The organism is Buttiauxella agrestis, assembly GCF_900446255.1.
Taxonomy (GTDB): domain Bacteria; phylum Pseudomonadota; class Gammaproteobacteria; order Enterobacterales; family Enterobacteriaceae; genus Buttiauxella; species Buttiauxella agrestis.
Map to the genome: position 1 here is coordinate 2,184,885 of NZ_UIGI01000001.1, position 12,670 is coordinate 2,197,554.

At 51.3% G+C, this 12,670-nt stretch carries 11 protein-coding genes; 7 read left to right on the forward strand and 4 right to left on the reverse strand.

Annotated elements, in window-relative coordinates; all coding sequences use genetic code 11:
• Positions 1–46: 46 nt before the first annotated feature.
• The 3 genes from puuE to DY231_RS10575 all read left to right on the forward strand — a co-directional run bounded on the left by puuE (position 47) and on the right by DY231_RS10575 (position 4,474).
• On the forward strand, positions 47–1,312 hold the full coding sequence (puuE, locus tag DY231_RS10565; protein ID WP_115628318.1) for a 4-aminobutyrate transaminase: 1,266 nt from the start codon (positions 47–49) through the stop codon (positions 1,310–1,312).
• Positions 1,313–1,323: 11 nt separating this feature from the next.
• On the forward strand, positions 1,324–2,772 hold the full coding sequence (locus DY231_RS10570; RefSeq protein WP_115631821.1) for an NAD-dependent succinate-semialdehyde dehydrogenase: 1,449 nt from the start codon (positions 1,324–1,326) through the stop codon (positions 2,770–2,772).
• Positions 2,773–2,995: 223 nt separating this feature from the next.
• Complete coding sequence (locus DY231_RS10575; protein WP_115628319.1) at positions 2,996–4,474, forward strand: APC family permease; 1,479 nt, start codon at positions 2,996–2,998, stop codon at positions 4,472–4,474.
• Positions 4,475–4,502: 28 nt separating this feature from the next.
• On the opposite strand, the gene DY231_RS10580 is transcribed toward DY231_RS10575, so the two are convergent.
• Both DY231_RS10580 and DY231_RS10590 read right to left on the reverse strand, forming a co-directional pair.
• Positions 4,503–5,195 (reverse strand): cache domain-containing protein, encoded by a 693-nt coding sequence (locus DY231_RS10580; protein WP_115628320.1) that lies wholly within the window; start codon positions 5,193–5,195, stop codon positions 4,503–4,505.
• Positions 5,196–5,337: 142 nt separating this feature from the next.
• On the reverse strand, positions 5,338–6,063 hold the full coding sequence (locus DY231_RS10590; protein WP_115628322.1) for a FadR/GntR family transcriptional regulator: 726 nt from the start codon (positions 6,061–6,063) through the stop codon (positions 5,338–5,340).
• 243 nt (positions 6,064–6,306) lie between these two features.
• Between DY231_RS10590 and DY231_RS10595 the strand changes: the two genes are divergently transcribed.
• From DY231_RS10595 to DY231_RS10610, 4 genes are read left to right on the forward strand one after another with little or no spacing between them, the layout of a single operon-like run.
• Positions 6,307–7,734: a gamma-aminobutyraldehyde dehydrogenase gene (locus DY231_RS10595; RefSeq protein WP_115628323.1), complete on the forward strand. Its 1,428-nt coding sequence runs from the start codon at positions 6,307–6,309 to the stop codon at positions 7,732–7,734.
• Between the two features lie 12 nt (positions 7,735–7,746).
• Complete coding sequence (locus tag DY231_RS10600; protein ID WP_115628324.1) at positions 7,747–8,223, forward strand: ester cyclase; 477 nt, start codon at positions 7,747–7,749, stop codon at positions 8,221–8,223.
• An 8-nt stretch (positions 8,224–8,231) separates the two neighbouring features.
• Positions 8,232–10,124 carry an NAD(P)/FAD-dependent oxidoreductase gene (locus DY231_RS10605; protein WP_115628325.1) on the forward strand — a complete coding sequence of 631 codons (1,893 nt, stop codon included), beginning with the start codon at positions 8,232–8,234 and terminating at the stop codon, positions 10,122–10,124.
• 6 nt (positions 10,125–10,130) lie between these two features.
• The gene (locus DY231_RS10610) at positions 10,131–11,309 is read left to right on the forward strand and encodes a cytochrome c (protein WP_115628326.1); all 1,179 of its coding nucleotides are present in this window, start codon (positions 10,131–10,133) and stop codon (positions 11,307–11,309) included.
• 145 nt (positions 11,310–11,454) lie between these two features.
• On the opposite strand, the gene DY231_RS10615 is transcribed toward DY231_RS10610, so the two are convergent.
• Together DY231_RS10615 and DY231_RS10620 are read right to left on the reverse strand one after the other, a co-directional pair.
• Complete coding sequence (locus tag DY231_RS10615; RefSeq protein ID WP_115628327.1) at positions 11,455–12,156, reverse strand: fimbria/pilus periplasmic chaperone; 702 nt, start codon at positions 12,154–12,156, stop codon at positions 11,455–11,457.
• Entirely contained in the window at positions 12,149–12,670 is a 522-nt protein-coding gene (locus DY231_RS10620) for a fimbrial protein (protein ID WP_115628328.1), read from the reverse strand. The genes DY231_RS10615 and DY231_RS10620 overlap by 8 nt, the downstream gene beginning before the upstream one ends.

Consider the following 12,670-nt stretch of genomic DNA (forward strand, 5'->3'; position numbering starts at 1 on the left):
TCGACAATCAACCTGTAAATCTTAATTTCGTGTGAGGGATAAAAAAATGAGCAATAACGAACTCCACCAACGTCGTCTGGCCGCTACACCGCGTGGCGTGGGCGTGATGTGTAATTTCTTTGCACAAACCGCTGAAAACAGCACCATTACCGATGTGGAAGGGAAGCAATATATCGATTTTGCTGCGGGCATTGCGGTGCTCAATACCGGCCATCGCCACCCGCGCCTGGTTCAGGCCATCGAACAGCAGCTTCATGCGTTTACCCACACCGCTTATCAGATTGTCCCTTACGAAAGCTATGTCGCGCTGGCGGAAAAAATTAACGCCGCAGCCCCGATTGTTGGCCCTAAGAAAACGGCGTTTTTCACTACCGGCGCTGAAGCCGTTGAGAACGCGGTGAAAATCGCTCGTGCTTATACCGGTCGCCCGGGCGTGATTGCTTTTAGCGGCGGATTCCATGGCCGCACCTATATGACGATGGCGCTGACGGGCAAAGTGGCTCCGTACAAAATTGGTTTTGGCCCATTCCCCGGCTCCGTATTCCATGCGCCATATCCGTCTGAGCTCAGTGGTATTTCCACCGAAGATGCGGTGAAAGCCATCGAGCGCCTGTTCAAATCAGACATTGAAGCGACGCAAGTTGCCGCGATTATCTTCGAGCCGGTCCAGGGCGAAGGCGGTTTTAACGTGGCTCCGCCAGAATTTGTGGCGGCTATTCGCCAGATTTGTAACACCCACGGCATCGTGATGATTGCCGACGAAGTACAAAGCGGTTTTGCCCGTACCGGCAAAATGTTTGCCATGAACCACTATTCCCATCAGCCCGATTTGATGACGATGGCGAAAAGCCTGGCGGGTGGAATGCCGTTATCCGGCGTGGTCGGCAAAGCAGAAATTATGGATGCGCCAGCGCCGGGCGGACTAGGGGGAACCTACGCCGGGAACCCGCTTGCCGTTGCTTCGGCTCACGCGGTGCTGGATGTCATTGCGGACGAAAAGCTCTGTTTACGAGCGCAAACACTGGGCGAACGCCTGACTTCACGGCTGCGTGAAATCACCGCCACATGCCCTGCGCTGGTTGAAATCCGTGGCCTGGGTTCCATGGTCGCGGCTGAGTTTTACGACCCGGCAACCGGAGAACCGTCTGCGGCCATCGCGCAACAGGTGCAAAAACGCGCGCTGGAGCAAGGCTTGCTGCTGCTAACCTGCGGGCAAAATGGCAACGTGATTCGCTTCTTGTACCCGCTGACGATTCCTGACGCGCAGTTCGATCAGGCGCTGGATATCATTAAAACCGCGACGCAGATGTGAGACTCAAAATGATCAATCTGAAAAATAACGATTTGCTGCGCGATGCCTGCCTGATTGCAGGGGAATGGAGCCATGCGCAGTCGGGCAAAACCATGACGGTAGTAAATGCTGCCACCGGGGAAAAAATAGCGGATGTGCCTTCAATGGCGCTGGCCGAAACGCAGCGCGCCATTGAGGCCGCTGAAGTCGCGCAAAAAGAGTGGAAGACGCAAACGGCGGCCAGTCGCGCCAAAATTCTCCACAGTTGGGTGAACCTGATTCAGGAAAACAGTGAAGATCTGGCGCGACTGATAACTCTCGAAGGCGGCAAACCGCTGGCTGAGGCGCGAGGTGAAATCAACTACGCCGCCTCGTTTATTACCTGGTTTGCGGAAGAGGCCAAAAGGGTAGACGGCGTTTTGTTGCAGCCAACCGCGGCGGATCAACGTTTTATCGTCTCCAGGCAACCGGTCGGCGTTTGCGCGGCAATTACACCGTGGAATTTCCCGGCGGCGATGATCACCCGCAAAGTCGCGCCTGCACTTGCCGCAGGCTGCGCGATTATCGTAAAACCCGCGGAGCAAACCCCGCTGACCGCGCTGGCGCTGGCAAAACTGGCCGAGCTGGCGGGCTTGCCGCAAGGACTGTTGCAGGTAATCACTGGGGACGCCAAAGAAATTGGCGGTGAGCTTTGCCGCAACGCGACGGTTCGTAAACTGAGTTTTACCGGCTCCACGGACACCGGACGTCTGTTAATGGCGCAATGCGCGCCGACCATCAAAAAATTGTCGCTGGAGTTAGGGGGCAATGCGCCCGTTATCGTCTTCGATGATGCGGATCTTGAGCTGGCCGTGAAAGGCATTATGGCGTCGAAATTCCGCAATAGCGGGCAGACGTGCGTGTGTGCGAACCGAATTTATGTGCAAAGCGGGATTTATCAGGCGCTCAGCGCGGAACTGGTCAAAGCGGTGGAAGCGCTGAAGGTCGGCAACGGCATGGATGACGGCATTACTCAAGGGCCGCTAATCAATGCCAAAGCGATTGAGAAGGTGGAGCTTCATATTCACGACGCGGTAGAAAAGGGCGCAACGGTATTAATCGGCGGCCACAAACACGGGTTGGGTGGAAACTTTTTCGCGCCGACGGTGGTGGCAAATGTCACACAGAATATGCGCTTTGCGAAAGAAGAAACCTTCGGGCCAGTTGCTCCGCTATTTAAATTTGAAACCGATGCCGAAGCGGTTAATTACGCCAACGACACCGAATTTGGTTTAGCCGCTTATATCTTCACTCAGGATGCAAAACGCCAGTGGCTAATCCCGGAGGCGCTGGAATATGGCATGGTTGGCGTCAATACCGGGCTGATTTCTAATGAAGTTGCGCCGTTTGGCGGGATTAAACAGTCAGGCCTGGGGCGAGAAGGTTCTAAGTTCGGAATAGATGAGTATCTGGAGATGAAGTATGTCTGCGTAAAACTCTGACTTTGTAAAATGGTGGATAACGCTTCGCTTATCCACCCTACAATTCATCGCGCCATAGCCTTTCGTAGGTCGGATAAGCGAAGCGTCATCCGACAAAATCCCACCTGTTAAAATCTCGTCAAAATCTTTAACAATTATGTGACATTGAGCGTATACATATAACATATTATGTTTTATAAAATACACACACTGCCTGCCCTTATGCCACATAAAGAGAAAAGATATGGAACAGACGACAGACAAAGAAAATCTTCAACATCAGCCAGTTAAAGGCGAGCAATTCAACCGCTCGATAGGGCTGATGTCTAACTTCGCATTGGGATTCACTTATCTTTCGCCGCTTACTGCGGTGTATTCGCTGTTCGCCCTCGCGGTGACGCTGGCAGGGCCTCCGGCAATCTGGTGGATTTTAATTGTTGCCTGCGGTCAATTGCTGGTGGCATTAGTCTTTGGCGAAGTGGCTTCGCAATATCCGATTACTGGCGGTTTATATCCGTGGGCGAGAAGATTGTGGGGTAAAAAATATGCCTGGATTGCCGCGTGGATTTATCTCTGGGCATTAGTCGTGACAATCACTTCCATTGCCGAATATACCGCCACCTTTGTTGCGTCATTGTTTCACTACGCGACCAGCGCGGGCAACATGATGCTGACTTCCGTCGTCCTGCTGTTGATTATGATGGGGGTCAATATGTCCGGGACCAAAAACTTAGCCCGCGTCGCTAAAATTGGTTTTTGGTGCGAAATTGTCAGCGTGATTGCGCTGGGTATTTACCTGTTAATTTTCCACCGCGCCCAGCCGTTCTCTGTGGTATTTGACTCCATGGGCGTGCTCTCCGCAGACGGTAATTACACCACCGCGTTTATGTCCGCCTCGTTAATGGGCTTGTTTATGTTCTTTGGCTTTGAAGCCTGCGGCAATGTGGCGGAAGAGGTTAAAAACCCAGGCAAGAAGATTCCAGTGGCGATGATTTTAAGTATCGTGTTTGGGGCTATTTCAGCGGTTATCTCAATCATGGGGTATTTACTCTCTTCCCCCGACTTGCAGGATATTGTTAACGGCAAAATCTCAGACCCGATCCCGACCATTCTTAACCAGGCGCTGGGTGAAACCGGGGCGACGATATTTATCGTGGTCGCTGTTATCGCCATGCTGTCGTGTATTCTTTCTTTGCAAGCCGCATTGAGCCGCCTGATCTTCTCTTTCTCCCGCGATAACATGCTGCCGGGCAGCGAGTGGATGTCGAAGATTTCCAAACACAGCGTGCCGGATAACGCGATGATGGTGAGCTGCTTATTGCCGGTGATTATTTGTGTCTGGGTTTACTTCCAGCCGGATAGCCTGGCGCGAATCACAGCCTTTGCGGTTATCGGTATCTATATTTCTTTCCAGATGGTGGTGCTTGCGGCATTGCGTCAGCGCCTGAAAGGCTGGAAACCAGCAGGGGAATGGACGGTCGGCTCATGGGGAATTATCGTCAACGTGCTGGCGCTGGCTTATGGTTTGTGCGGGATTTGGTTACTGGCACAACCGGCGGCAGGCGAGAGTTTTGTGGATCGCTGGACGGTATTAGTCGGGCTGGCGATTGTGATCATTTCCGGTCTGCTTTACATGTTTATCACTAAACCGTTTGGCCGTTCGAATGCACCAGAAAACGATGCGATTGAATATGCTCGCAAGTTGAATGCGGAACAGTCATAAACATAAGGGCGGGTTTTACCCGCCCGTTTTACTTTGCCTGATATAAATTAAAGTAATCATTTTCATAAACCACAGATGCCAGTCTGACATCCAGCAAGTCACCCACGCGGAATTTTGGATGGCTCGAAAATACAATTCTGCGCTCTTTATTGGTAAGAAAAACTTTATCATTCGTCGCGAAAGGTAATAACTCATCCTCAACACGACTCACCAATAAATCAATCGCCGCCACGCCTAAGAATTGCTGGTTGAAATAAACCGGAACGGCGGAGGTAATGGTGTACGAAGTATTGCAGATATAATCAACGTAGGGACCATGAATAAACGCGTTACCCACAGCTGGCGCTTGTTTGAACCACTCAAAGGTTCTGAAATCCAGGCGCTGTTGGGTAGCCTGGTCTAAGTCAAGATTCACCTGTTTTACGCCGTCGGCCTTCTTATACCACCACTCCAGTAGCCAGAATTCCTTATTGTTTCCCGTGGCTTCGATATGGCTGGCAAACCCCGCGCCCGAACAATAAATATTGCTGTTTAATGTCTTTTTAATATGTTCCTGAATGGTCTTTCTGACGGAAGGTTCAAGCAGATGTTCAAGATTAACCCCTTCAATTTCAGCAAGTGTTGATTGAATATCTTTCGCCAGCATTCCGGTGGAATCAATCATCGAATTGATGATGCTGTCTATTTTTTCGCTTAGGTTACAGAGTGATGTTGTTAGCATATTTATGCCTGTTGTTATATACCCGTCATACTTCAAGTTGCCTCTTTGTTGGCTGCGTTCTCGCACCCGAATCACTTACTTATGTAAGCTCATCGGGACTTGTTCTCTTGCCGTCGCGATGCAACTCGAATTATTTTGGGTATTATTTTATATTGTTTATCAATTTATTTTCTATCAGATAGAAAGTAAACGTGTCGATTAACTTTTTGGCAAGGTTAACGGACTCCGCTTCATTGTGTGAAGCCAGAGTGTCAATTAACGTGGTATACAGCTCAACAATTTCGCGATGGATATTGTCTGAACGGAACAAAATCGCCACAAGCGATGACCATTCTGATTGCAAAATCAATTCCTGGTTCGCCAGGCGGGCTGATTGAGAACACGCCGCAATCGCTAACAAACAGCGCATATCCGCCTGAGTGCGTGCTTCAGGAGATTGGGCTGAGTCGAGAACCGAAACAAAATCACGCAGGCGGGTAATATCTGCCTGGGTCATTCTTCGCGAGGCTAATCTTGCACTGTGACTAATAATGGCGCAGTGCATTTCACCGAGATCGGAAAGGTAATCGGTGCTTAATGATTTAAAAGGATTAAGCGTTTGACTTAATTCCCAGGCTTGTTCGCAAACAAAACTTCCACCATTACGCCCACGTACCGTATGGATTAAATTATTGGCACGCAGAGTATTTAACGCTTCGCGGATAGTGATGTGAGAAACCCCCATCATTTTCGCCAGATCCGCTTCATTAGGAAGTTGCTCATTGGCCTCAAGCAGGCCGGTAATAATGGCGTTGGAAAGTCGCTGAACGATTTGATCGGAACGGCTGGCCTGACCGATTGGCGCAAATATCACCGCATGAGTAATCATAATATTCCCTGGAGAGATAATCCCTGAAAAGAGCCTTTGAACATAGCATACAACCCCTTGTTAATGAAGGAAGCCTTAAGTATTCGTGTTCAGGCACTTCACTTTGATGAGCTGCGCAATTGCAGCGCAAAAAATCGTTTTGGAATGAGATGCATATCAAATTGTTAGTAAATTGTTATTGAATTTATCTCGCTCAAAACATATTACATAATAGTGTTTATGTTTTAACGAGCGGAGAGCGGGATGAAAGTACTGAAGCACTTTATCAATGGGCAATACCTGGCCGGTTCGCAGGATAATCTTTTTGACCTGGTCAGCCCGGTCAATGGCGAAACTTACGCGCTGTCGCCGAGTGCAGGGCGAGAAGAAGTCGAGCAGGCATACCGCGCGGCGAAAAGCGCGTTTGCGGTCTGGAAACTTTCCGCGCCTGCGCAACGCCAGTTAGCGCTTCTGAAGCTGGCCGATGAAATCGAACGCAATGTTGACCGACTGGTGAGCGCCCAAAGTGAAGAGACCGGGCAGTTGCGCCACTTCATTGAGAAAGAAGAGATTGCGGCTTCTTGCGATGCGCTGCGGTTCTTTGCGGGTGCCGCCCGTTGCCTTGAAGGGAAAGCATCATACGAATATGCCGCCGGTTTAACCTCCACTATTCGCCGCGAACCGCTGGGTATCGTAGGCCAGGTCACGCCGTGGAATTACCCGTTCATGATGGCGGTATGGAAAATTGCCCCGGCGCTGGCTGCGGGCAACACGGTGGTACTCAAACCGAGTGACACCACACCAGTCAGCACCTTAATTCTGGCAGAACTGGCCGCACCGCTATTCCCGCAGGGCGCCTTTAACGTGGTGCTCGGTAAAGCGGAAACCGGATCGCTGGTGGTTTCCAGCCCGGAAGCCTCGCTGGTGTCGATTACCGGATCGGTCCGCGCGGGTCTGCAAGTTGCGGCCTCGGCGGCAGCAAACCTCACCAAAGCGCATCTCGAACTGGGCGGCAAAGCGCCGGTGATTGTTTTTGCCGACGCCGACATTAATAAAGCCGTCGATACCATCACCACCGCCGGGTTCTTCAACGCCGGGCAAGATTGCACTTCTGCCACCCGCATCCTGATTGAAGAGTCGATTTACGCATCGTTTGTCGAAAAACTGGTGAGCAAAACCCGCGAAATTACCTTCGGCACGCCAGAAGACAAAAATGCGTTATACGGCGCGTTGAACAGCCGCAGCCAGCTTGAACAGGTGAAAGGGTTCATCAGCCGCCTCCCGGCTCATGCCAAAATTGAAACCGGCGGCAAGCCTGGCGCAGGCCCTGGTTTTTACTTTGAACCGACGATTATTTCCGGCCTTGAGCAGCGCGACGAAGCTATTCAGCACGAAGTTTTTGGCCCGGTCATGACGGTGCAAAAATTCTCCTCAGAAGCCGAAGCGCTCGAAAAAGCCAACGACGTGGAATACGGGCTGGCGTCCAGCGTCTGGACCACTAACCACGGTCGCGCCCAGCGCTTTAGTATCCGCCTGGATTTCGGCACCGTGTGGATTAACAACCACATTCCTCTGTGCGCTGAAATGCCCCACGGCGGCTTTAAAAAATCCGGCTACGGCAAGGATTTGTCCTCGTACGCGCTGGATGAATACACCCGCGTAAAACACATCATGTGCGACGTTTCCGAATAATAAGGTGATGAAATGAAAGCAATAAAAGCCGCTGCGTTATCTTTTGTACTATTCTCAAATTTAGCGTTGGCCGACGTTTCTCCGTTAACCGTGGTTAAAGATTATATGTCCGCGTGGAACGCGCATGATGCTGCTAAAGCCGCGCAATATTTAGCGCCGGACGTGGTTTATTACGACGCCGCAAGCGGTACGCCAGTGAATGGCAAAAGCAATGCTGAAAAAGAGGTGATTGGGGCCTTTATTAAAGCCGTGCCAGATTTAACCTGGAAAATGACCAGTAAACCGGTTTATGACCACGACACCATCGCCTTTCGCTGGGAATTCAGCGGCAAAAATAGCGGCGAATGGGCGGGAAGCCCGGCGACCAATAACCCGATTAAATTTGAAGGGGTGAGTTACATCACCGTCAATAACGGGAAAATTACCTGGCAGGGCGATTATTACGACTCCAAAAAGCTCGATGAAGAATTAAAGCCAAAAAATAAATAAGGTCTTATATGTCGATTACCAGACGTGATTTTCTCAATGGGGTGGCAATTACTATTGCCGCAGGGATGACGCCGCTCGATCTTGCTAAAGCCGCTGGAAAAGCCACCACGATAATGGGCGATGATTATTACCCGCCGCAGTTAACAGGCCTGCGTGGGAATCATCCCGGTTCATTTGAAATGGCCCACGCCGTGGGGCGCGACCATGAAAAATTCAGTGCCGACCATCTTCCCATCAAAGAAGAATACGATCTGGTCATTGTCGGGGGCGGGCTGAGTGGTTTAGCCGCCGCCAGCTTCTGGCACGATGTGATGGGTAAAGAGAGCAAAGTGCTGGTTCTCGACAACCACGATGATTTTGGCGGACACGCCAAACGCAATGAGTTTAATGCCGGCGGCAAAAAAATCATCGGTTACGGTGGCAGCGAAGCCTTTCAGTCGCCGACACGAAATTTTAGCGAGGTCGTCAACGGGCTGATGTCCACGGTCGGCGTCAGCGTCACGCGCATGAAGCAAAGTTTTGATGTGAATTTCTACCCCGACTTACACCTCAGCCGGGGCGTATTCTTTGATAAAAAGAACTTCGGTGAAACGAAAATTGTGGGTGGCGACCCAGGGCGTGCGGTGGCTGATGACATTCCTCCGGACAGGCTCAATGGCCGCCCGCTGGCTGAGTTTATCAACGATTTCCCGTTAAGCGAAAGTGACCGCAAAGCCATTCTGGACCTGTACGTGAACCCGGTTGATTACCTGAAAGGGATGACGCAGGACGAAAAAAACGCCTGGATGGACACCCACAGTTATCACGATTTCCTGACTGAGAAAGTGGGCCTGAGCAAAATGGCGATGATGTATTTCCAGCAGCGCACCAACGACTTTTTCGCCATCGGTATAGAAGGCGTGAGTTGTTCCGACGCCCGAACCTGCGCGCTGCCGGGGATGGATGCCATGGAGCTACCGCCGCTGGATGAAGAAGCTCTCGCCGACCTCGAAGAGCCGTATGTTTATCATTTGCCGGATGGCAATGCGGGTCTGGCGCGTCTGATCGTTCGCCATCTGGTACCTGAAGCGTTACCCGGAAATACCATGGAGGATTCTGTCACCTCGCGGCTCAATTACGAAAAGCTCGATCAGCCGGAAAACACCACCCGAATCCGTCTTAACAGTATTGTGATTAATTCCAAAAACAGCGAGGGCGGCGTGGTTGTGACCTACGTTAACGATGGCAAAGCGTACCGTGTGAAAGGGCGCAACGCGATCATGGCCGGTTACAACATGATGATCCCATACCTGGTGCCAGAAACGCCGGAAGAGCAAAAAGACGATCTGCGCCTGAACGTCAAAGCGCCGCTGGTTTACACCAATGTGGTGGTCAAAAACTGGCAGGCGTTCACGCAACTGGGTATTCACGAGTTCTATTCTCCGGCGGCCCCGTACAGCCGCGTGAAGCTCGATTACCCGGTCAGCCTCGGCAGTTACCAGCATCCGCATAACCCGGATGAACCGATGTGCCTGCATATGGTTTATGTCCCAACCTATCCGGGCAGCAAATTGAGCGCGCGCGAGCAGTTCCGCCAGGGGCGAGCGTATTTATTGGGCACGACGTTTGATACTCACGAGCAAATGATTCGCTCGCAACTTCAGGAAATGCTCGGGCATACCGGCTTTGACCATCAACGCGATATCACGGCAATTACCGTTAACCGCTGGGCGCACGGCTATGCGTATTACGCCAGCGCATTGTTCGATGATATGGACAAAATACCGCAAATTGTCGAGCGGGCGCGCAAACCGATTGGGCGCATTGCAATTGCCAACTCTGACTCAGACTGGGATGCCTACGCGCACACGGCGATTGACCAGGCCTGGCGTGCGGTCAACGAACTTAAGGCAATGGGGTGATTTAAGATGAAACAAACTCTATTGGCTATCGGATGTTTGATGGTTGCCGGAAATGCTGCGGCTGATTCTTCACCCGGTAATTCTTCACCCGGTAAATACATAGCGCGGGCGTCAGATTGCGTGGCCTGCCATACCGCCGAAGGCGGGCAACCGATGGCGGGCGGCAAGAAATTTTCAACGCCGGTTGGGGATATTTACGCCACCAATATCACGCCGGATAAAACCGCCGGGATCGGCAATTACTCTTACGAAGATTTCGAAAAAGCCGTGAGGCAGGGGATTGCGAAAGACGGGCACGCGCTCTATCCGGCGATGCCATATCCTTCCTACGCCAGAATGACCGACAAAGATATTCATGATTTGTACGATTACTTTATGAATGAAGTCCCGCCGTCGGCGCAAAAGAATAAAGATAATGATATCCCGTGGCTATTATCCGCCCGCTGGCCGCTGCATATCTGGAATTGGCTTAATGTCGATGACACTCAATCGGTTAATCACGCCAATAAGCCCGATGAACAGCACAATGTATTATTGAGCCGGGGCGAATATTTAGTCGAAGGGCCGGGGCATTGTGGCGCCTGTCATACTCCTCGCGGCGTCACGATGCAGGAAAAAGCCTATGACGCCTCCAGCGATGTTTATTTGAGCGGTGCGATGATTGACGGCTGGAATGCCCCGTCGCTCAGAAACATCTCGATGTCGCGGGAGGAATTAAAAGGCTTGCTGCGAACGGGCAAAAGCCAGCATGACGCGCTCTCCGGGCCGATGAGCGAAGTGGTGATGCAGAGTACGCAATATATGACCGACGGCGATCTGGAGGCGATTTCATATTATTTGCTCAATTTTAACCATCCCGATGCGGGTGCGGTGTCTACAAGCGGGGCAATAACCTATTCGCCGAAAGACGGTAAAACGCTTTATTCCATGTATTGCTCGACCTGCCACGGCGATGACGGCAAAGGCAAAGATTTTACCGTGCCAACGCTTGTGAATAACTCCATCGTCATGGCGAAAGATCCGGCGTCACTGCTTTCAGTCATTAATGACGGAACCCAGACACCGCAGACGCAAGGGAATATTTCTTTCAAAATGCCAGCTTACAAACAGGTTATGTCTGAGGAAGAGCGAAATAACGTGGTGAATTACGTGCGCGGAACCTGGGGTAAACAAGCCGATAAATAAAGGATTCAGGGTTGAAGAGGCCATCAAAACGCACCTGGCTTATAACGAGCGCGTCCAGGAAGAGAGGGATCTGAAAAAATACTCTGACGCCGCTTCCGGCCAATGAAGCTCATATCTTGAGGTTTATTGGCCCTTTTTTAAATACTTATTTCCTGGAAATATCCCGTTCGGTTTTCTCAAGAATACGCCCGTAATCGTTAATACTTTGCCAGCTTAAATGGCAGGTGTTTACCGTCGCACATCCGTTGATACTTCGCGTGCTAAACGGGGCCACCATCCCTGGGTTATCAATTTTTTTACCGTTAACCACCAGATTCACTAGCGTCACATAAAACGGCGTCGGGTTACTGACGCGGGCCTGCCCACGGCTTTTCTCCCATCTGAGCTGTTTATAAGCCTCCTGCGGGTTTCCTTTTAAATTGGCCGGGCGGTAAAAAAGCTTCATTCTGGAACGCACCGCAATTTGCACGCTATTGGCTTGAGCCTGGCCCGAAGGGATTGCAGCGATACTCAAGGTAAACAAACTTTCGCGGTCAGGGGGCATGTTGGCGTGAGTTTTGAGTAAGCGAACGCTGTTTTCTCGCCCTGGTTTGAGGGAGAAAAGCGGCGGTGTAGCGATAAACGGGGCAGGTTGTGTTGAAGGTGTCACCCCTTTCCATGTACCGCCAGAACTCACGGTGGTATTGATAAGCCAGGCGCTCTGGCTGGTATTGCGAAGCTCAACTTTCACCCCTTTTGCCTGCTCGTGATAGATAAATCGAGTGCCGCCAATGCTGACTCCCGCCATGCTTTGTGTGACGTGCCCAAAGAACACAATAGTGGCTGCTGCAATAAAAGTTTTATTCATAAGTCAGTGTAAAAGTGATGGTGGCATTGGCCGCGCCAGCGCTGACATTACTGCCGTCAGCCACATAGCGGGCAAAAAAAGGCAGCGTTACATTTGCCTGGCGCGATGTCAGTGCGGTTCCGCCGCTTAGGTTATTAACCGGAACCAGCGTTTTATCGCTATCGTATAGCCCAATTCCTACGCCCTGAGCGCTTTGCGCTTGCGTTGTTACGGCGAGTAGCTGCGAATTTACGGAGTTCGGTGTGCCAATAAACGTGATGCTGACGCGACTGGCGGCGGCATCGCAACGTTCCAGATGAATGGTAAACGGTTCATAACGCGTGGCGGCACCCGCCCGGTAAAACTGCTTGCTGCTGACGTTTCCCATCTCCACCGTCAGGTTTTGTGAATCGGCGGAAACCACGCAGGTGTTGTCGGTTATCGTGCCGGTGATATTCATGGTTCCGTCATGGGCAAGCGCTGCGAATATACCGCCTGCCGATAGCGCCACCGTGAGCAAAAAATGGAGTTTCAT

Excerpts from the sequence above, each read along its gene's own strand:
- puuE (WP_115628318.1), top strand. The coding sequence starts at position 47 with ATGAGCAATAACGAACTCCACCAACGTCGTCTGGCCGCTACACCGCGT.
- DY231_RS10575 (WP_115628319.1), top strand. The coding sequence starts at position 2,996 with ATGGAACAGACGACAGACAAAGAAAATCTTCAACATCAGCCAGTTAAA.
- DY231_RS10580 (WP_115628320.1), bottom strand. The coding sequence starts at position 5,195 with ATGCTAACAACATCACTCTGTAACCTAAGCGAAAAAATAGACAGCATC.
- DY231_RS10590 (WP_115628322.1), bottom strand. The coding sequence starts at position 6,063 with ATGATTACTCATGCGGTGATATTTGCGCCAATCGGTCAGGCCAGCCGT.
- DY231_RS10595 (WP_115628323.1), top strand. The coding sequence starts at position 6,307 with ATGAAAGTACTGAAGCACTTTATCAATGGGCAATACCTGGCCGGTTCG.
- DY231_RS10600 (WP_115628324.1), top strand. The coding sequence starts at position 7,747 with ATGAAAGCAATAAAAGCCGCTGCGTTATCTTTTGTACTATTCTCAAAT.
- DY231_RS10605 (WP_115628325.1), top strand. The coding sequence starts at position 8,232 with ATGTCGATTACCAGACGTGATTTTCTCAATGGGGTGGCAATTACTATT.
- DY231_RS10610 (WP_115628326.1), top strand. The coding sequence starts at position 10,131 with ATGAAACAAACTCTATTGGCTATCGGATGTTTGATGGTTGCCGGAAAT.
- DY231_RS10615 (WP_115628327.1), bottom strand. The coding sequence starts at position 12,156 with ATGAATAAAACTTTTATTGCAGCAGCCACTATTGTGTTCTTTGGGCAC.
- DY231_RS10620 (WP_115628328.1), bottom strand. The coding sequence starts at position 12,670 with ATGAAACTCCATTTTTTGCTCACGGTGGCGCTATCGGCAGGCGGTATA.